Source organism: Streptomyces sp. ADI95-16, from assembly GCF_003721495.1.
GTDB lineage: Bacteria > Actinomycetota > Actinomycetes > Streptomycetales > Streptomycetaceae > Streptomyces > Streptomyces goshikiensis.
The window spans coordinates 934,912-957,443 of sequence record NZ_CP033581.1 but is presented as its reverse complement, the minus strand read 5'-3'; the positions used below and the strand labels follow the sequence as shown (position 1 = coordinate 957,443).

Here is a 22,532-nt window from a genome sequence, read left to right as displayed (position 1 = left end):
ACGAACATGGGTGAGGTTCCAATGGCGGATCAGGTAGCAGATCAGGACAAGATCATCGGCTACTTGAAGCGGGTGACGGCCGATCTGCACCAGACGCGGCAGCGCCTGCGCGAGGTCGAGGCCCAGGAACCGGAGCCGATCGCCATCGTCGGCATGGCCTGCAGGTTCCCCGGCGGCATCCAGTCGCCGGAGGACCTGTGGGACCTCGTCGCGGGCGGCCGGGACGCCATCACCGACTTCCCCACCGACCGCGGCTGGGACATCGAGTCCCTGTACGACGCCGACCCCGAGCAGCGGGGCACCTCGTACACCCGCGAGGGCGGATTCCTCGACGGGGTCGGCGAGTTCGACGCCGCGTTCTTCGGGATCAGCCCCCGCGAGACCCTCGGCATGGACCCTCAGCAGCGCCTGCTGCTCGAAACGTCCTGGGAGACCTTCGAGCGCGCCGGCATCGACCCGGCGACGCTGCGCGGCAGCAAGGCCGGCGTGTTCATCGGCACCAACGGCCAGGACTACCCCGACCTGCTCCGCGACGGCGTCCCCCAGGGCGTCGAGCAGTACCTCCTCACCGGGAACGCCGCCAGCGTCGTCTCCGGGCGCCTCTCCTACACCTTCGGTCTCGAAGGCCCCGCCGTCACCATCGACACCGCCTGCTCGTCCTCGCTCGTCGCCCTCCACCTCGCGGTGCAGGCGCTGCGGGGCGGCGAATGCTCCCTGGCGCTGGCGGGCGGCGTCACCGTCATGTCCAGCCCGCGCGCCTTCGTCCAGTTCAGCCGCCAGCGCGGACTCGCCCCCGACGGCCGCTGCAAGCCCTTCGCCGACGGCGCCGACGGCACCGGCTGGGGCGAGGGCGTCGGCATGCTCCTCGTCGAGAAGCTCTCCGACGCCCGCCGTCACGGGCACCCCGTGCTCGCCGTGGTGCGCGGCAGCGCCATCAACCAGGACGGCGCCTCCAACGGCCTCACCGCCCCCAACGGGCCCTCCCAGCAGCGCGTCATCCGCCAGGCGCTGACCAACGCCGGACTCACCCCGGCGCAGGTCGACGTCATCGAGGCGCACGGCACCGGCACCACCCTCGGCGACCCGATCGAGGCCCAGGCCATCCTGGCCACCTACGGCCAGAACCGGCCCGAGGGCCGGCCGCTGTGGCTGGGCTCCATCAAGTCCAACATCGGGCACACCCAGGCCGCCGCCGGTGTCGCGGGCATCATCAAGATGGTCGAGGCGATGCGCCACGGCGTCGTGCCCGAGTCCCTCCACATCGACCAGCCGTCCGGCGCCGTCGACTGGGCCACCGGCGCCGTCGAACTGCTCACGCGGGCCGTACCGTGGCCCGAGACCGGGCAGCCGCGCCGCGCAGGCATCTCCTCCTTCGGCGTCAGCGGCACCAACGCCCACACCGTCATCGAACAGGCCCCGCCCGCCGAGGTCCCCGGCGCGGACGCGAAGGCCGAGGGCACGGGCGCCACGGACAGCGGCGACAAGGCCGCCGACGCGGAAGGCGCCACCGGCCCGGTACCGCTGCTGGTCTCCGGCCAGGGCGACGACGCCCTGCGCGCCCAGGCCGGCCGCCTCGCCGCCCACCTGCGCGCCCACCCCGAACTCGCCGCGGACCCCGCGGCCCTGACCGACCTCGGGTTCTCCCTCGCCACCAGCCGCTCCGCACTGGACCGCCGGGCCGTCCTCTTCGCCGCCGACCGCGAACGGCTCCTCGCCGACCTCGACGCGCTCGCCGCCGCGGAGCAGCCCGCGACCGCCGTCCTCGGCGCCGTCGGCGACGGCAACACCGCCTTCCTCTTCACCGGCCAGGGCAGCCAGCGCCCCGGCATGGGCCGGGAGCTGTACGCCACCCACCCCGGGTTCGCGCGCGCCCTCGACGCGGTCCGCGACGAACTCGACCGGCACCTCGAACGCCCCCTGTACGAGGTGCTGTTCGCGGCCGAGGGCACCCCCGAGGCGGCGCTCCTCGACGCGACCGCCTACACCCAGGCCGCCCTGTTCGCCATCGAGGTCGCCCTCTACCGGCAGCTCGAACAGTGGGGCGTCACCGCCGACTTCCTCATCGGGCACTCCATCGGCGAACTCGCCGCCGCCCACGTCTCCGGGGTCCTCACCCTCCCCGACGCGGCCGCCCTCGTGGCCGCCCGCGGCCGCCTCATGCAGGCCCTGCCCGCCGGCGGCGCGATGATCGCCGTCGAGGCCACCGAGGACGAGATCACCCCGCTGCTCACCGACCGGGTGTCCGTGGCCGCCGTCAACGGCCCCCGCTCCGTGGTCGTCTCCGGTGACGCGGACGCCGCCGGGGAACTCGCCGAGACGCTGCGCGCCCGCGGCCGCCGCGTCAAGCGGCTCACCGTCAGCCACGCCTTCCACTCGCCGCTCATGGACGCCATGCTCGACGCGTTCCGCGAAGCCGCCGAAGCCGTCTCCTACGCGCCGCCCGTCATCCCGATCGTCTCCAACCTCACCGGCGCCTCCGTCACCGCCGAGGAGATCTGCACCGCCGACTACTGGGTCCGCCACGTCCGCGAGGCCGTCCGCTTCCACGACGGGGTGCGGGGCCTGGCCGCGCTCGGCGTCACCACCTTCGTCGAGGTCGGCCCCGGCGGGGTCCTCACCGCCCTCGCGCAGGACTGCCTCTCCGGCGAGAACGACCGGGACGACGCCGTCTTCATCCCCGCCCTGCGCGCCGACCGCCCCGAACCGGCCGCGTTCGCCGCCGCCGTCGCCCAGGCGCACGTCCACGGCGTCACCGCCGACTGGTCCGCCGTCTTCGCGGGCCGCGGCGCCACCCGCGTCGACCTGCCCACGTACGCCTTCCAGCGCGGCCGGTACTGGCCCGAACAGCCCACCGCCTGGACCGGCGACGTCACCGCCGCCGGGATCGGCTCCGCCGACCACCCGCTGCTCGGCGCGGCCATCGCCCTGGCCGACGGAGACGGCTACCTGTTCACCGGCCGGCTCTCGCTGGCCACCCACCCCTGGCTCGCCGACCACACGGTCATGGACACCGTGCTGCTGCCCGGCACCGCCTTCGTGGAACTCGCCCTCCAGGCCGGCGAACACACCGGCTGCGAACTCCTCGAAGAACTCACCCTCCAGGCCCCCCTGGCCCTGCCCCCGCACGGCGGCGTCCAGATCCAGCTCGCCGTCGGCGCCCCCGACGGCGACGGACGGCGCTCCCTGACCCTGCACTCCCGGCCCGAGGACGCCGCCGACGACACCTGGGGCGAAGGTGCCTGGACCCGGCACGCCACCGGCTCCCTCGCCCCCGCCACACGCGACACCGTGGGCACCCCGGCGGGCGCCGACCTCACCACCTGGCCGCCGCAGGACGCCACCGCCGTCCCCGTCGACGGCCTCTACGAGCACCTCACCGCCTCCGGCTTCGCCTACGGGCCCGTCTTCCAGGGCCTGACCGGCGCCTGGCAGCGCGCCGACGAGGTCTTCGCCGAAGTCCGCCTGCCCGAGCAGGCGCACGCCGAAGCCGCCCTGTTCGGCCTGCACCCCGCCCTGCTGGACGCCGCCCTGCACGCCGTCGGCATCGGCTCCCTGCTGGAGGACACCGAGCACGGCAGGCTGCCGTTCTCCTGGAGCGGCGTCACCCTCCGCGCCGTCGGCGCCCGCGCCCTGCGCGTCCGCCTCGCCCCCGCCGGCCAGGACACCGTCTCCGTCGACCTGGCCGACGAGACCGGCGCGCCCGTCGCCTCCGTGGCCGCGCTGCTGCTGCGGCCCGTCTCCCCGGACCAGGTCCACGCCGCGCGCACCGCCTTCCACGACTCCCTGTTCCGCGTCGAGTGGAGCCCGCTGGCCCTGCCGGCCGCCACCACCGTCGCCCCCGGCCAGTGGGCGCTGCTCGCCGGCGCCGCGGCCGACGCCGCAAGCGAAGCCGACGCAGGTGCTCCCGCCGGCACCGCGGCCCGGTTCGCCGCCGTGCTGCCCGCCGCCGCCGTCCACCCCGGCCTCGCCGCGCTCTCCGCCGCGATCGAGGCGGGCGGCCCCGTACCGCAGGCCGTCGTCGTCCCCGTCGCGGCCCCTGGCACACCCGCGCCGACCCCCGTCGACGCCACCCTGCCCGCCGCCGTCGGCGACGCGCTGCACCACGCCCTGGAACTGGCCCAGGCCTGGCTCGCCGACGACCGCTACGCCGGCTCCCGGCTCGTCCTCGTCACCCGGGGCGCCGTCGCCACCACCGCCGGCTCCGACGTACCCGACCTGGCGCACGCCCCGCTGTGGGGCCTGCTGCGCTCCGCCCAGTCCGAGCACCCCGACCGGTTCGTCCTGCTCGACCTGGACGACCGCGAGGAGTCCCTGCGCGCCCTGCCGGCCGCGCTGGCCACCGCCGAACCCCAGCTCGCCCTCCGCGAGGGCCGCGCCGTCGTGCCCCGGCTCGGCCGCGTCCCCGCCCTGCCCGCGGCCGAGGGCCAGGAAGCCCGGCCGCTCGACGCGGACGGCACCGCCCTCGTCACCGGCGCCACCGGCACCCTCGGCGGGCTCGTCGCCCGCCACCTCGTCACCGGACACGGCGTCCGCCGCCTGCTGCTGACCAGCCGCCGCGGCGAAGCCGCCGCCGGCGCCCCCGAACTCCTGGCGGAGCTGCGCGCCCTGGGCGCCGAGGTCACCCTCGCCGCCTGCGACGCCGCCGACCGCGAGGCCCTCGCCGCGGTGCTGGCCTCCGTACCGGCCGCACACCCGCTGACGGCCGTCTTCCACACCGCCGGAGTCCTCGACGACGGCATCCTCGAAGCGCTCACCCCCGAGCGGCTCCACCACGTCCTGCCCGCCAAGGTCGACGCGGCCGTCCACCTGCACGAACTGACCCGCGACCTCGACCTCGCCGCGTTCGTCCTCTTCTCCGCCGCCGCCGGCACCCTCGGCGCCGCCGGACAGGCCAACTACGCCGCCGCCAACACCTTCCTCGACGCCCTCGCCCAGCGCCGCCACACCGAAGGCCTGCCCGCCACCGCGCTCGCCTGGGGCCTGTGGGCCGAACGCAGCGGGATGACCGGCGACCTCGCCGACACCGACCTGGAGCGGATCTCCCGCGCCGGAGTCGCCGCCCTGTCCTCCGCCGAGGGCCTCGCCCTCATGGACACCGCCCGCGCCACCGGCGACCCCACCGCGGTCCCCATGCACCTCGACCTGGCCGCGCTGCGCCACGCCGACGCCGACATGGTCCCCGCCCTGCTGCGCGGCCTGGTCCGCCCCGCCGCGCGCCGGGCCGCCGCCCAGAGCGCCGCACCCGCCGACGGCCTCACCGAGCGGCTGCTGCCGCTGACCGCCGCCGAACGCGACCGGCTGCTGCTGGCCACCGTCCGCGTCCAGGTCGCCGCCGTCCTCGGCTTCCCCGGCCCCGACGCCGTCGACCCCGGCCGCGCCTTCAAGGAACTCGGCTTCGACTCGCTCACCGCCGTCGAGCTGCGCAACCGCCTCGGCTCGGCCACCGGCGTCCGGCTGCCCGCCACCCTCGTCTTCGACTACCCCACCCCGAACGCCCTCGCCGCGTTCCTGCGCACCGAACTCCTCGGCGACCAGGCCGCCCAGGCCCCGGCCGCCACCGCCGCCGCCACCCGGGCCGTCGCCGACGAGCCCATCGCCATCGTCGCCATGAGCTGCCGCTACCCCGGCGGCGTCAGCACCCCCGAGGAGCTGTGGCAGCTCGTCGCCGGTTCCGCCGACGCGATCTCGCCGTTCCCCACCGACCGCGGCTGGAACCTCGACGCGCTGTACGACTCCGACCCCGGCCGCGCCGGGACCTCGTACACCCGCGAGGGCGGCTTCCTGCACGACGCCGCCGACTTCGACCCGGACGTCTTCGGCATCAACCCGCGCGAGGCCCTGGCCATGGACCCGCACCAGCGGCTCCTGCTGGAAACCTCCTGGGAGGCCTTCGAGCGCGCCGGGATCGACCCGGCCACCGTCCGAGGCAGCCGCACCGGCGTCTTCGCCGGCGTCATGTACCACGACTACCTGACCCGGCTGCCGGCCGTCCCCGAGGGCCTGGAGGGCTACCTCGGCACCGGCACCGCCGGCAGCGTCGCCTCCGGCCGCATCTCCTACACCTTCGGCCTGGAGGGACCCGCCGTCACCATCGACACGGCCTGCTCCTCCTCCCTGGTCGCCCTGCACCTGGCCGCGCAGGCCCTGCGCAGCGGCGAATGCGACATGGCCCTCGCCGGCGGCGTCACCGTGATGTCCACCCCGGACACCTTCATCGACTTCAGCCGCCAGCGCGGCCTGTCCACCGACGGCCGCTGCAAGTCCTTCTCCGCCGACGCCGACGGCACCGGCTGGGCCGAGGGCGCCGGCATGATCCTCGTCGAGCGGCTCTCCGACGCGCGCCGCAACGGCCACCCGGTCCTCGCCGTCGTGCGCGGCACCGCCGTCAACCAGGACGGCGCCTCCAACGGCCTCACCGCCCCCAACGGGCCCTCCCAGCAGCGCGTCATCCGCGAGGCCCTCGCCCACGCCGGGCTGACCACCGCCGAAGTCGACGCCGTCGAGGCCCACGGCACCGGCACCACCCTCGGCGACCCCATCGAGGCACAGGCCCTGCTCGCCACCTACGGCCAGGACCGCCCCGCGGACCGGCCGCTGCGCCTGGGCTCCATCAAGTCCAACATCGGCCACACGCAGGCCGCCGCGGGCGCCGCCGGCATCATCAAGATGGTGCTCGCGATGCGCCACGGCGTGCTGCCCGCGTCCCTGCACATCGGCGAGCCGTCCCCGCACATCGACTGGACCGCCGGCGCCGTCGAGCTGCTGACGGAGTCCGCCGCCTGGCCCGAGACGGACCGCCCCCGCCGCGCGGGCATCTCCTCCTTCGGCGTCAGCGGCACCAACGCGCACGTCATCATCGAGCAGCCGCCCGTGGAGCAGCCCTCCGACGAGGAGGACGGCGAACCCGGCGCGGCCGGCGTCCCCGCCGTCGCCGGGGGCACGGTCCCCGCCGGCACCCCGCTGCCGTTCGTCCTCTCCGGACGCACCCCCGACGCACTGCGCGCCCAGGCCGCCCGGCTCGTCGACCACCTCGCGCACCACCCCGGCGCGACCCCCGCCGACGTGGCGTTCTCCCTGGCCACCACCCGTACCGCCCTGGACCGCAGGGCCGCCGTCGTAGCGCCCGACCGCGACGCACTCCTCACCGCCCTCGCCGCCCTCGCCGAAGGCCGCGACGGCGCCCGGATCGTGCGGCACGACACCGCCGACGGCCGCACCGCCGTCCTGTTCACCGGACAGGGCAGCCAGCGCCCCGGCATGGGCCGCGAGCTCCACGCCACCTACCCGGCCTTCGCCGCCGCCCTCGACGCGGTGTGCGCCGAGCTCGACCGGCACCTCGAACAGCCCCTCAAGGAGATCCTGTTCGACGAGGACGCCGGCGACCTCCTGAACCGGACCGGCTACACCCAGCCCGCCCTGTTCGCCCTGGAGACCGCGCTCTACCGCCTCGTCGAGTCCTGGGGCCTGCGCCCCGACTTCGTCGCGGGCCACTCCATCGGCGAGATCACCGCCGCGCACGTCGCGGGCGTCCTCTCACTGCCCGACGCGGCCACCCTCGTCGTCGCCCGCGGCCGCCTCATGGAAGCCCTGCCCCAGGGCGGCGCGATGATCGCGCTGACCGCCACCGAGGACGAGGTCCGGCCGCTGCTCGCCGGCCACGAGGACCGCATCGGCATCGCCGCCGTCAACTCCGCCTCCAGCGTCGTCATCTCCGGCGAGGAGACCCTCGCGCTGGAGATCGCCGCCGAGTTCGAGCGGCGCGGCCGGCGGACCAAGCGGCTCACCGTCAGCCACGCCTTCCACTCCCCGCTGATGGACGGCATGCTCGACGCCTTCCGCGACGTCGCCGCCTCCCTCACCTACCACGCGCCCGCCATCCCCGTCGTCACCCACCTCACCGGAGCCGTGGCCGGCGACGAACTGCGCACCGCCGAGCACTGGGTCAGCCACGTCCGCGAAGCCGTCCGCTTCCTCGACGGCATCCGCACCCTGGACGCCGAACACGTCACCACCTACCTCGAACTGGGCCCGCAGGGCGTGCTGTCCGGCCTCGGCCGCGACTGCCTCCCCGAGACCGACGGCGCCACCGACACCGTCTTCCTCCCCTCCCTGCGCCGCGACCGCGGCGAGGCCGAGGCGCTGACCGCCGCGATCGCCGCCCTCCACACCCGCGCCGTCCCCCTCGACTGGCCCGCGTACTTCGCCGCGACCGGCGCCCGCCGCGTCGACCTGCCCACGTACGCCTTCCAGCGGAGCCGCTTCTGGCTCGAAGCGCCCGCCGGATACATCGGTGACGTCGAATCGGCCGGTCTGGGCGCCGCCCACCACCCGCTGCTCGGCGCGGCCGTCCCGCTCGCCGACGGCGAGGGCTTCCTCTTCACCGGCCGGCTCTCCCTCGACACCCACCCCTGGCTGGCCGACCACGCCGTCATGGGCACCGTCCTGCTGCCCGGCACCGCCTTCGTCGAACTCGCCGTCCGCGCCGGTGACCAGGCCGGCTGCGACGTCCTGGAAGAACTCACCCTCGAAGCCCCGCTGGTCCTCGCCCCGCACACCGCGGTCCGCCTCCAGATCGTGGTCAGCGCACCCGACCAGGACGGCCGGCGCACCCTGGACCTGTACTCCGGCGACCCCGACGCCGCCGACGACGAGCCGTGGACCCGGCACGCCGCGGGCGTCCTCGCCACCGGCGCGCCGCGCCCCGCGTTCGACCTCTCCGCCTGGCCCCCGCCGGGCGCCGAAGCCGTCGGCGTCGACGGCCTGTACGAGCACCTCGGCCAGGGCGGCTTCGCCTACGGCCCCGTCTTCCAGGGCCTGCGCGCCGCCTGGACCCTCGGCGACGACGTCTACGCCGAGGTGGCCCTGCCCGACGACCGGCACACCGAAGCCACCCGCTTCGGCCTGCACCCGGCCCTCCTCGACGCCGCCCTGCACGCCACCTTCGTCTCCCACGACGGCGACCGGCAGGCCGGACTGCCGTTCTCCTGGCGCGGGGTGTCCCTGCACGCCGTCGGCGCGTCCGCACTGCGCGTGCGCCTCACCGCCGACGGCGAAGACTCCCTCTCCCTCCAGCTGGCCGACACCACCGGCGCGCCCGTCGCCACCGTCGACCACCTGATCGTCCGGCCCGTCTCCGCCGACCGGCTCGCCGGCGCCTCCCGCACCGCGTACCACGAGTCGCTGTTCCGGATCGAGTGGGCGACCCTGCCCCTACCGCCCGGCGCCCCCGGCGAGGACACCACCGGCACCTGGGCGGTCATCGGCGAGCCCGCCGACGTCACCGCCGAGCTGTCCGGCCCGGTCCACCCCGACCTCGGCGCGCTCGGCGCGGCCCTCGACGCCGGCGCCCCGGCGCCCGCACACGTCCTCGCCCCCTGCCTGGCCGCCCCGGCGGACGCCCTCACCGCGGACGCCGTCCGCGCCGCCACGCACCGGGCCCTCGCCCTCGTCCAGGGCTGGCTCGCCGACGACCGGTTCGCCGCGTCCCGCCTGGTGTTCGTCACCCGGGGCGCCGTCGCCACCCAGAGCGACTGGGACCTCGCCGACCCCGCCCACGCCGCCGTCTGGGGCCTGGTCCGCTCCGCGCAGTCGGAGAACCCCGACCGCTTCGTCCTGGCCGACCTCGACGCCGACGCCGCCGCCGGGACACTGGCCGCCGCCCTCGCCACCGGCGAACCGCAGTTCGCACTCCGCCGCGGCACCGTCCACGCCCCCCGCCTCGCACGGGTCCCCGCCACCACCCCGCTGACCCCGCCCCCGGGCGAGTCCGCCTGGCGCATGGACATCGAGGACAAGGGCACCCTCGACCACCTCACCCTCGTCCCGAGCCCCGAGTCCGCGGCGCCCCTGGAACCCGGCCAGGTCCGCGTCGCCGTACGCGCCGCCGGCCTCAACTTCCGCGACGTGCTCAACGCCCTCGGCATGTACCCCGGCGACCCCGGCCTCATGGGCAGCGAAGGCGCCGGCACCGTCGTCGAGACCGGCCCCGGCGTCACCGACCTCGCCCCCGGCGACCGCGTCATGGGCATGCTGCCCGGCGCCTTCGGCCCGCTGGCCGTCGTCGACCGGCGCATGATCGCCCCGATGCCCGAGGGCTGGACCTTCGCCGAGGCCGCGGCCGTACCGATCGTCTTCATGACGGCCTACTACGCCCTCCACGACCTCGCCGGACTGCGCGAGGGCGAATCCCTCCTCGTCCACGCCGCCGCCGGCGGCGTCGGCATGGCCGCCGTCCAGCTCGCCCGCCACTGGGGCGCCGACGTCCACGCCACCGCCAGCCCCGCCAAGTGGGACACCCTGCGCGGACTCGGCCTGACCGACGACAAGATCGCCTCCTCCCGCACCCTCGACTTCGAGAACACCTTCCGCACCGCCACCGACGGACGCGGCGTCGACGTCGTCCTCGACTCCCTCGCCCGCGAGTTCGTCGACGCCTCGCTGCGCCTCCTGCCGCGCGGCGGACGCTTCGTCGAGATGGGCAAGACCGACGTCCGCGACCCCCGCGACGTCGCCGCCACCCACCCCGGCGTCTCCTACCAGGCGTTCGACCTCACCGAAGCGGGCCTCGACCGCATCCAGGAGATGCTCACCGAGCTGCTCGGCCTCTTCGAGGCCGGCGCCCTGAACCCCATCCCCGTCTCCGCCTGGGACCTGCGCCAGGCCCCCGAAGCCTTCCGCTACCTCAGCCAGGCCCGCCACACCGGCAAGATCGTGCTCACCGTGCCCGCCGACTGGAACCCCGACGGCACCGTCCTCATCACCGGCGGCACCGGCACCCTCGGCGCACTCGTCGCCCGGCACGCCGTCACCGTCCGCGGCGCCCGCCGCCTCATCCTGACCAGCCGCCGCGGCGAAGCCGCCGCCGGCGCCGCAGAACTCGCCGCGCAGCTGCGCGCCCTGGGCGCCGACGTCACCGTCGCCGCCTGCGACGCCGCCGACCGCGAGGCCCTCGCCGCACTCCTGGCCTCCGTACCCGCCGCACACCCGCTGACCGCCGTCGTCCACACCGCCGGCGTCCTCGACGACGGCATCGCCGAGGCCCTCACCCCCGAGCGGCTCGACCGGGTCCTGCGGCCCAAGGCCGACGCCGCCCTCCACCTGCACGAGCTGACCCGCCACCTCGACCTGGCCGACTTCGTCCTCTTCTCCTCCGCCGCCGGCACCTTCGGCGGCGCCGGCCAGGCCAACTACGCGGCCGCGAACGTCTTCCTCGACGCCCTCGCCCGCCACCGCCAGGCCCACGGCCTGCCCGGCACCTCCCTCGGCTGGGGCCTGTGGGCCGAGGCCAGCGGCATGACCGGCGAGCTCGACAGCGCCGACAAGGACCGCATGACGCGCTCCGGAGTCCTCGGCCTCTCCTCCGAAGAGGGCCTGGCCCTCCTCGACACCGCCCACCACACCGGCGACGCCCACCTCGTCCCCATGCAGCTCGACCTCGCGCCGCTGCGCCAGGCAGACGCCGCCATGGTGCCCGCGCTGCTGCGCGGCCTGGTCCGCGCCCCCGCCCGCCGGACCGCCCAGGCGGCCGCCGCCGGGACCGGAACCCCGCTGGTGGAGCAGCTCGTACGCCTCCCCGAGAACGAGCGCGACACGCTCCTCCTCGACCTCGTACGCGACCAGGTGGCCGCCGTCCTCGGCCACGCCACCTCCGACGCCGTCGAACCCGGCCGCGCCTTCAAGGACCTCGGCTTCGACTCGCTGACCGCCGTCGAGTTCCGCAACCGGCTCGGCGCCACCGCCGGAGTCCGGCTGCCCGCCACGCTCGTCTTCGACTACCCCACCCCCACGGTCCTCGCCGGATACCTCAAGGACGAACTCCTCGGCTCCGAGGCCGCGGTGGCCGCCGCCGCCCTCCCGCGGCACCCGGCCGGCGCCGTCGCCGAGACCGACGACCCCATCGCCATCGTCGCCATGAGCTGCCGCTTCCCCGGCGACGTCCGCAGCCCCGAGGACCTGTGGGAACTCCTCGCCGAAGGCCGCGACGGCATCGCCGACCTCCCCGCCGACCGCGGCTGGGACACCGAGGCGCTCTACGACCCCGACCCCGACAGCCCCGGCACGTCCTACGCCCGCGAAGGCGGCTTCTTCTACGACGCCCACCACTTCGACCCGGCGTTCTTCGGGATCAACCCCCGCGAGGCCCTCGCCATGGACCCGCAGCAGCGCCTGCTGCTGGAAACCTCCTGGGAGGCCTTCGAACGGGCCGGGATCGACCCGACGGGCCTGCGCGGCGGACAGGTCGGCGTGTTCGTCGGCCAGATGCACAACGACTACGTGTCCCGCCTGAACACCGTCCCCGAAGGCGTCGAGGGCTACCTCGGCACCGGCGGCTCCAGCAGCATCGCCTCCGGCCGCGTCTCCTACACCTTCGGCTTCGAGGGCCCGGCCGTCACCGTCGACACCGCCTGCTCCTCCTCGCTGGTCGCCCTGCACCTCGCCGCGCAGGCCCTGCGCTCCGGCGAGTGCTCCCTGGCCCTGGCCGGTGGCGTCACCATCATCACCACCCCCGACGTCTTCACCGAGTTCAGCCGCCAGCGCGGACTCGCCGCCGACGGCCGCTGCAAGCCGTTCGCGGCCGCCGCCGACGGCACCGCGTGGGGCGAGGGCGTCGGCATGCTGCTCGTGGAGCGCCTCTCCGACGCCCGCCGCAACGGCCACCAGGTACTGGCGGTCGTCCGCGGCACCGCCGTCAACCAGGACGGTGCCAGCAACGGCCTGACCGCCCCCAACGGCCCCGCCCAGCAGCGCGTCATCCGCCAGGCCCTCGCCAACGCCCGGCTGACCTCCGCCGACGTCGACGCCGTCGAGGCGCACGGCACGGGTACCACCCTCGGTGACCCGATCGAGGCGCAGGCGCTGCTGGCCACCTACGGTCAGGGCCGTCCCGAGGACACCCCGCTGTGGCTGGGCTCCGTCAAGTCCAACTTCGGTCACACCCAGGCCGCCGCCGGTGTCGCGGGCATCATCAAGATGGTCCAGGCGATGCGCCACGGCGTCCTGCCGAAGACCCTGCACGTGGACGAGCCGTCACCGCACGTCGACTGGTCGGCGGGCGCGGTCTCCCTGCTCACCGAGCAGCGGGCATGGCCCGAGACCGGCCGCCCGCGCCGCGCGGGCGTCTCCTCCTTCGGCATGAGCGGGACGAACGCCCACGCCATCATCGAACTCCCGGAGACCCCCGCCGCAGCGGTCAGCCCGGCCGTCCCGGCCCCTGCGACGGCCCTCCCGTGGCACCTGAGCGCCCGCACCCCCGAGGCCCTGCGGGCCCAGGGCGAGCGGCTCCTGTCCCACCTGGAGGCGCACCCGGACACGCTGCCGGCCGACATCGGGCACTCGCTGGCGACCGCCCGCGCCGTGTTCGAACACCGCGCGACGGTCGTCGCCGCCGACCCCGACGCCTTCCGCACCGGCCTGGCCGCCCTCGCCGAGGGCAGCTCGGCGGCGGGCCTGGTCCAGGGCTCGTCGGCCGCGGGAGGAAAGCTGGCCTTCCTCTTCACCGGTCAGGGCAGCCAGCGGCTCGGAATGGGCCGTGAGCTGTACGAGACCTACCCGGCCTTCGCGGCCGCGCTGGACGCGGTGTGCGAGCGGATGAACCTTGAACTGCCGCTGAAGGACGTCCTGTTCGGGACGGACGCGGAACTGCTGGACGAGACGCGGTTCACGCAGCCGGCGCTGTTCGCGGTCGAGGTGGCGCTCTTCCGCCTCGTCGAGTCCTGGGGTGTGAAGCCGGACTTCGTGTCCGGTCACTCCATCGGTGAGATCGCCGCCGCGCATGTGGCGGGTGTCCTGTCGCTGGCCGACGCGTGCACGTTGGTCGCGGCTCGTGGCCGTTTGATGCAGGCGCTGCCGTCCGGTGGCGTGATGATCGCGGTGGAGGCTGCGGAGGAGGAGGTCCTGCCGCTGCTGACCGACCGGGTGAGCATCGCGGCGGTCAACGGGCCGCGCTCGGTGGTCGTCGCGGGTGACGAGGACGCGGCGCTCGCCGTAGCGGCCGCGTTCCCGGACCGCAAGTCCAAGCGGCTGACGGTGAGCCATGCGTTCCACTCGCCTCACATGGACGGGATGCTGGACGACTTCCGCGCGGTCGTGGCGGGGCTGTCCTTCGAGGCTCCTCGTATCGCGGTCGTCTCCAACCTGACCGGTGCTCTCGTCTCGGACGAGATGGGTTCCGCCGAGTTCTGGGTGCGGCACGTCCGGGAGGCGGTCCGTTTCCTCGACGGCGTGCGCGTCCTTGAGGCGGCGGGTGTGACCACGTACGTCGAGCTCGGTCCCGACGGAGTCCTCTCCGCGATGGCCCAGGCCTGCCTGGCCGACGACACCGGCGCCGCGGCCTTCGCCCCCGCGCTCCGCTCCGGACGCGACGAGCCCGCGAGCCTCCTCTCGGCCCTCTCCACCGCGTACGTACGCGGTACCGCCGTCGACTGGTCCGCGTACTACGCCCCGCTCGGGGCCCGGCGCGTGGACCTGCCGACGTACGCCTTCCAGCGCTCCGTCTACTGGCTCGACGCAGGCCGCGCCGACGGCGACGTCGCGGCGGCCGGACTCGGCGCCGCCGATCATCCGCTGCTCGGCGCCGAGGTCCAACTGCCCGACTCCGACGGCCACCTCTTCACCGGACGGCTGTCCCTGACCACCCACCCCTGGCTGGGGGACCACCGGGTGATGGGCGCGGCCCTCCTGCCCGGCACGGCCTTCGTCGAGCTCGCGCTCCAGGCCGGCGAGCACGTCGGGTGCGACCTGGTCGACGAACTCACCCTGGAGGCACCCCTCGTCCTGCCCGAGCACGGTGGCGTGCAGCTGCGGCTCTCCGTCACGGCCGCCGACCCGGCGGGCCGGCGCCGCAGCCTCACCCTGCACTCCCGCCCCGAGGGCGCGGACCCGGACGAGCCGTGGACGCGGCACGCCGTAGGTGTGCTCGCGACCGGGGCCGCCCCGGCCCCGCAGGACCTCACCGAATGGCCGCCGTCCGGGGCGCAGCCCGTCCCGGTGGACGGCCTGTACGAGGGCCTCGCCGAGGCCGGTTTCGGATACGGGCCGGTGTTCCAGGGCCTGCGGGCCGCCTGGCAGCACGGCGACACCTCCTACGCGGAGGTCGCGCTCCCCGAGGGAGCCGAGGGTGAGGCCGCACGGTTCGGTCTGCACCCGGCGCTCCTCGACGCGTCCCTGCACGCGCTCGGACTGCGCGCCGCGGACACCGGCGCCGCCGACGGACGACTCCCGTTCTCCTGGTCCGGGGTCTCCCTGCACGCAGTCGGAGCCTCCGAGCTCCGGGTACGCCTGACCACCGGCCGGGGCGGCGAGGTGGCCCTCACGATCGCCGACGCCACCGGAGCGCCCGTCGCGTCGGTCGCCGGCCTGGCCCTGCGATCCGTCAGCCGTGACCAGCTCACCGCCGCGCCCGAACTGACCCGTGACGCCCTGTTCCGGGTGGAGTGGGCGCAGACGGCCGTCGGTGACGGGTCCTTCGACGACTGGCTGATGCTGGGCGAGGAGGGCGATGCCGGGCTTCCGGCGGCACTGGTGGTGCCGTGCGTGGAGCCGGCCGCCGGTGACGTGGCCGGCGCGGTGCACGCGGAGACCGCCCGGGTGCTGGGGCTGGTACAGGACTGGCTGGCCGAGGAGCGGTCCGCGGACGCGCGTCTGGTGTTCCTGACGCGGGGCGCGGTGGCCGCCGTACCGGGCGAAGGGATCGCGGATCTGGCGCATGCGCCGGTGTGGGGCCTGGTGCGCTCGGCGCAGTCGGAGAACCCGGGCCGCTTCGTCCTCGTCGACATCGACGCGGAGGGCGACCTCGCGGCCGGTCTGTCGGCGGCGCTGGCTTCGGGCGAGTCCGAGGTGGCGGTGCGCGGCGGTGCCGTCCTGGTGCCGAGGCTGGCGCGGACGGCGGTCGCCGCTGACGCCGGCGCCGAGTGGGATGCCGAGGGCACGGTCCTGGTGACCGGTGCGAGTGGTTCGCTCGGTGGGCTGTTCGCCCGTCATCTGGTGACCGAGCACGGCGTACGACGCCTGCTGCTGGTGAGCCGTCGCGGTGAGGGCGCGGCCCTTTCCGCGGAGCTGGCCGCTCTGGGTGCCGAGGTGTCGTGGGCGGCGTGTGACGTGGCCGACCGCGATGCGCTGGCGGCCGTACTCAAGGCCGTTCCGGCGGAGCACCCGCTGACGGCGGTCGTGCACACGGCCGGTGTTCTGGATGACGGTGTCGTCGGTTCGCTGACGACCGAGCGGCTGTCGGCCGTACTGCGTCCGAAGGTGGACGCGGCCTGGAACCTGCACCAGCTGACCCAGGACCTCGGTCTGTCGGCCTTCGTACTGTTCTCGTCCGCCGCCGGTGTGTTCGGCGGCGCCGGGCAGGCCAACTACGCGGCGGGCAATACCTTCCTCGACGCGCTGGCCGCCCACCGCCGGGCCCAGGGCCTCGCGGCGACCTCCCTGGCCTGGGGCCTGTGGACCGGAGTCGGCGGCATGGGCGGCGACCTGGCCGACGGTGACCGCGAGCGGATCAACCGCGGCGGCATCGGCGCCCTCTCGCCGGAGACCGGCCTGGCCCTCTTCGACGCGGCCCGCCGTACGGACGACGCGCTCCTCGTGCCCCTCCCGCTCGACCTGGCCGCCCTCCGCGCCCAGGCCCGGGGCGGGATGGTTCCCGACCTGCTGCGCGGGCTGGTCCGCGTACCGGCGCGCCGCGCGGCGGGACAGGGGGCCACGGCCGACGGGTCCGCCCTGCGCACGCGGCTGGCCGCGCTGCCCGCCGAGGAGCGGGAGGCGGCCCTGCTGGAGATGGTCCGGGCCGAGGTGACGGCCGTACTCGGTCACGCCTCGACCGACGAGGTACCGGCCGACCGGGCGTTCAAGGAGCTCGGCTTCGACTCCCTGACCTCCGTCGAGCTGCGCAACCGCCTCGGCGCCGCCACCGGCGAACGGCTGCCGGCCACGCTCGTCTTCGACTACCCCACGCCGAGCGCGCTCGCGGCGTACCTGAGGACCGAGGTCCTGGGCCTGTCCCTGGACGGGGAGACGGCCGGCGCGGCCACGGCCGGGCCCGCTTCCGCCGGCGCCGCGCTCCACGACGACCCCATCGCGATCGTCGGCATGAGCTGCCGCTACCCCGGCGGGGTGGAAACCCCCGAGGACCTGTGGCGCCTGGTGGTGGGTGGCGTCGACGCCATCTCGGAGTTCCCGCAGGGCCGCGGCTGGGACCTGGAGTCGCTGTACGACCCGGACCCGGACGGCAAGGGCACCAGCTACACCCGTTCCGGCGGATTCCTGCACGACGCGGGCCGCTTCGACCCGGCGTTCTTCGGGATCTCGCCGCGCGAGGCCGTGGCCATGGACCCGCAGCAGCGGCTGCTGCTGGAGACCTCCTGGGAGGCCTTCGAGCGGGCCGGCATCGACCCGGCCACGCTGCGCGGCAGCCGGACCGGCGTCTTCGCCGGCGTCATGTACCACGACTACGCCACCCGCATCACCTCCGTGCCGGACGGTGTCGAGGGCTACCTCGGCACCGGCAACTCCGGCAGCATCGCCTCCGGCCGCGTCTCGTACGCCTTCGGTCTGGAGGGCCCGGCGGTCACGGTCGACACGGCCTGCTCGTCCTCCCTCGTCGCCCTGCACTGGGCGATCCAGGCGCTGCGGGGCGGCGAATGCACCATGGCCCTGGCCGGCGGTGTCACCGTCATGTCGACGCCGGGCACCTTCACCGAGTTCAGCCGCCAGCGCGGGCTGGCCGCCGACGGCCGCATCAAGTCCTTCGCCGCGGCCGCCGACGGCACCAGCTGGGCCGAGGGCGCGGGCATGCTGCTCGTCGAGCGGCTGTCGGACGCCCGCCGCAACGGGCACCCGGTGCTCGCCGTGGTCCGGGGCTCCGCGATCAACCAGGACGGCGCCTCCAACGGGCTGACCGCCCCGAACGGGCCCTCGCAGCAGCGCGTCATCCGCCAGGCGCTCGCCTCCGGCGGACTGACCAGCGAGCAGATCGACGTGGTCGAGGCGCACGGCACGGGCACCACCCTGGGCGACCCGATCGAGGCGCAGGCGCTGCTGGCCACGTACGGCCGGGAGCGTGCGGCGGACGAGCCGCTGTGGCTGGGCTCGATCAAGTCCAACATGGGTCACACGCAGGCCGCCGCCGGTGTCGCCGGTGTGATCAAGATGATCATGGCGATGCGGCACGGGGTGCTGCCCCGGACCCTGCACGTGGACGAGCCGACCCCGCACGTGGACTGGGAGGACGGCGCCGTCACGCTGCTCACCGAGAACACGCCGTGGCCGCGGACCGGCCGTCCGCGCCGGGCCGGTGTGTCCTCGTTCGGCATCAGCGGCACCAACGCCCACACGATCATCGAGCAGGCCCCGGACGCGGTCGCGGTGACCGCCGCCGCCGAAAGCGGTGCGGCGGCGCCGGTGCTGCCGTACGTGCTGTCCGCGCGGTCGGCGGACGCGCTGCGCGGCCAGGCGGCCCGTCTGCGGGTCCACCTGGAGGACTCGGCCGAGCTGAGCGTCACGGACGTGGCCTACTCGCTGGCGACCCGGCGTGCCGCCTTCGACCACCGCGCGGTGGTCGTGGCGGGCGACCGCGAGGAACTGCTGCGCGGGCTGGAGGCGTTGGGGACCAACGACCTGGCCGACGCGGCCGTGACGCGTGGCACGGTGGGCGCTGCCGGGGCCGGGAAGCTCGCCTTCCTGTTCACCGGTCAGGGCAGCCAGCGCCTGGGCATGGGCCGTGAGCTGTACGAGACCTACCCGGCCTTCGCGGCCGCGCTGGACGCGGTGTGCGAGCGGCTGGATCTGGAACTGCCGCTGAAGGACGTCCTGTTCGGGACGGACGCGGCTGTTCTGGACCGTACGGAGTACACGCAGCCGGCCCTGTTCGCCGTCGAGGTGGCGCTCTACCGCCTCGTCGAGTCCTGGGGTGTCAAGCCGGACTTCCTTTCCGGCCACTCCATCGGTGAGATCGCCACCGCACACGTGGCGGGCGTCCTCTCCCTGGAGGACGCGTGCGAACTGGTCCGCGCCCGTGGCCGGTTGATGCAGGCGCTGCCGTCCGGTGGCGTGATGATCGCGGTACAGGCGTCCGAGGACGAGGTCCTGCCGCTGCTGACCGACCGGGTCAGCATCGCGGCCGTCAACGGACCGCGCTCGGTGGTCGTCGCCGGTGACGAGGACGCGGCGCTCGCGATCGCCGGGGCCTTCCCCGACCGGAAGTCCAAGCGGCTCACGGTGAGCCACGCCTTCCACTCGCCCCACATGGACGGCATGCTGGCCGACTTCCGCAAGGTCGCCGAGGCACTGTCGTACGGCGTTCCGCGCATCCCGGTCGTCTCCAACCTGACCGGCGTCCTCGTCACCGACGAGATGGGCTCCGCCGACTTCTGGGTCCGGCACGTCCGCGACGCCGTCCGCTTCCTCGACGGCATCCGCACCCTGGAAGCCGCCGGAGTCACGACGTACCTCGAACTCGGCCCCGACGGCGTGCTCTCCGCGATGGCCCAGGACTGCCTGACCGAGGACGGCGCCCGGTTCGCGCCCGCCCTCCGCACCGGCCGCCCCGAGCCCGAGACCCTGAACAACGCCCTCGCCCACGCCCACACCCACGGTGCGGCGGTGGACTGGGAGGCGTACTTCGCCCCCACCGGTGCCCGCCAGGCCGAGCTGCCCACGTACGCCTTCCAACGCGACTGGTACTGGCTCGACTCGGCACCCACCGCGCACAACACCCCGGGCGACGCCGCGGGCTTCGGCCTCGGCGCGACGGACCACCCGCTGCTCGGCGCGGCCGTCGAACTGCCCGACTCCGACGGGTTCCTCTTCACCGGCCGGCTGTCCCTGGCCACGCACAGCTGGCTCGCGGACCACGCCGTCCTCGGCTCGGTCCTCCTGCCGGGCACGGCCTTCGTGGAACTGGCCGTCCGCGCCGGGGACCAGGTCGGCTGCGACGTCCTGGAGGAGCTGACCCTGGAGGCCCCGCTCGTCCTCCCCGAACGCGGCGGAGTCCAGCTGCGGCTCTCCGTCGCCGAAGCCGACGAATCCGGCCGACGCGCCCTGTCGCTGTACTCCCGTGACGAGGACACCCCCGCCGACGAGCCGTGGACGCGGCACGCCGCCGGCGTCCTCGCCACCGGCGACGCCCCGGCCCCGACAGCCGACCTCACGGTCTGGCCTCCGGCCGGAGCCGAACCGGTGGACATCGACGGCCTCTACGAAGGCCTCGCCGCCGCCGGATTCGACTACGGCCCCGCCTTCCAGGGCCTGCGCTCGGCCTGGCTCCACGGCGACGCCGTGTACGCGGAGGTCGGCCTGGACGAGGAGACCGCGGAGGCGGCCGACTGGTTCGGCCTCCACCCGGCGCTCCTGGACGCCACCCTCCACGCGGCCGGTCTCGGCGCGCTCGTCGAGAAGACCGGCCAGGGACGGCTCCCGTTCGCCTGGAGCGGTGTCCGGCTGCACGCGGCCGGCGCCTCCGCCGTACGGGTCCGGCTGGCCCCGGCCGGCCGCGACGCGGTCGCGCTGGAGCTCGCCGACCCGGCGGGCGCACCGGTCGCCTCGGTCGAGTCGCTCGTACTGCGCGCGGTCTCGCCGGAGCAGATCGGCGCGGCGCGCGGCGGTCGCCCGGAGTCGCTGTTCGAGGTCGAGTGGACGGCCGTACCGCTGACCCCGGTGTCGGCGTCGGAGCAGAGCCCCTGGGCGCTGCTCGGGGGCGGCCACGCCGGGCTGGACGCGGTGGGCGTGCGCTACACGGCGCACGACGGCGGGCTCGCGACGCTCGCGGACCCGGCGCTGGTGTGCGTACCGCTGTCCCCGGTGGCCGACCCGGAAGACGTGACGGGTGCGGTGCACGCGGAGACGGGCCGGGTGCTGGCGCTGCTCAAGGAGTGGCTGGCCGAGGACCGGTTCGCGGACTCGCGCCTGGTGTTCCTGACGCGGGGTGCGGTGGAAGCCGTACCGGGCGAGGGCGCGGCGGACCTGGTGCACGCATCGGTGTGGGGTCTGCTGCGTTCGGCGCAGTCGGAGAACCCGGGGCGGATCGTCCTGGCCGACACGGACGGCACCGACGCCTCCTTCCGCGCGCTGCCCGCCGTAGTGGCCTCGGGCGAGTCCGAGGTGGCGGTACGGGGCGGCTCGGTCCTGGTGCCGAGGCTGGCGCGTGCGGCGGTCGCGGCTGACGCGGGCGTTGAGTGGGGTGCCGAGGGCACGGTGTTGATCACCGGTGCGAGTGGTTCGCTGGGCGGCCTGTTCGCGCGTCATCTGGTGGCGGAGCACGGTGTGCGGCGCCTGCTGCTGGTCAGCCGTCGCGGTGAGGGCGCTGCCCTTTCCGCGGAGCTGGTGGGTCTGGGTGCCGAGGTGTCGTGGGCGGCGTGTGACGTGGCCGATCGCGATGCGCTGGCGGCCGTACTCAGTGCCGTTCCGGCGGAGCACCCGCTGACGGCGGTCGTGCACACGGCCGGTGTTCTGGATGACGGTGTGGTCGGTTCGCTGACGGCCGAGCGGCTGTCGGCGGTGCTGCGTCCGAAGGTGGACGCGGCGTGGAACCTGCACGAGCTGACCCAGGACCTTGATCTCTCCGCGTTCGTGTTGTTCTCGTCGGCCGCCGGTGTGTTCGGTGGCGCGGGGCAGGCCAACTACGCGGCGGGCAACGTGTTCCTGGACGCGCTCGCCGCCCACCGCCGGGCCCAGGGCCTGGCGGCGACCTCCCTGGCCTGGGGCCTGTGGGCCGAAGCCGGCGGTATGGGCAGTGCTCTGGACGCCGAGGACGTGTCCCGTCTCGGTCGTGGTGGTGTCAATGCCATCACCGCTGCCGAGGGTGTGGCGTTGTTCGATGCCGCCACCTCCGCCGAGCAGGCGTTGCTGGTGCCGGTGAAGCTGGACCTGGCCGCGCTGCGCGCCCAGGCCGGCTCCGGAATGCTCCCGCCGCTCCTGTCGGGGCTGGTACGTACGCCCGCACGCCGCGCCGCCGGTACCACCGCTGCCGGCACGGACGGTGGAGCCGAGCTGCGCGAGCGCCTCACCGGGCTCTCGCCGGCCGCGCGGGACGAGGCACTGCTGGAACTGGTCTGCACGTACGTCGCCGGGGTCCTCGGCTTCGCCGGACCCGAAGCGGTCGACCCGGCACGGTCGTTCAACGAGGTCGGCTTCGACTCGCTGACCGCCGTGGAACTCCGCAACCGGCTCGGCGCCGCCACCGGCGTCCGGCTGCCCGCCACCCTCGTCTTCGACTACCCGACGCCGACGGCGCTGGTGGAGTACCTGAAGGACGAGCTGTGGCAGGACGGCGCGGCGGCCGTACCCCCGCTGCTCGCCGAACTGGACCGGCTGGAGAAGTCGCTCGTCACCTCGACGCCCGACGGCGCCGGCCGCGACCGCATCACCGAGCGGCTCCAGGCACTGCTGGCCGCCTGGAGCGAGGCCGGTGAACTGGCGGCCGCCCCCGCGGACTCCGACGGCCCCGACGTGGCCGAGGCACTGGAGAGCGCGACCGACGACGACCTCTTCGACTTCATCGGCAAGGAGTTCGGAATCTCATGACGCGGCAGTTCCACTCC

The 22,532-nt window shown here is 75.1% G+C and carries 1 protein-coding gene; it reads left to right on the top strand.

The genetic code is table 11. The features are described from left to right. The first annotated feature begins 21 nt into the window (after positions 1–21). Positions 22–22,515: a type I polyketide synthase gene (locus tag EES41_RS04320; protein ID WP_123075806.1), complete on the top strand. Its 22,494-nt coding sequence runs from the start codon at positions 22–24 to the stop codon at positions 22,513–22,515. The last annotated feature ends 17 nt before the right edge of the window (positions 22,516–22,532 follow it).

What these genes read in the sequence shown, in the direction of transcription:
- EES41_RS04320 (WP_123075806.1), top strand. Translation starts at nt 22, where the DNA reads ATGGCGGATCAGGTAGCAGATCAGGACAAGATCATCGGCTACTTGAAG.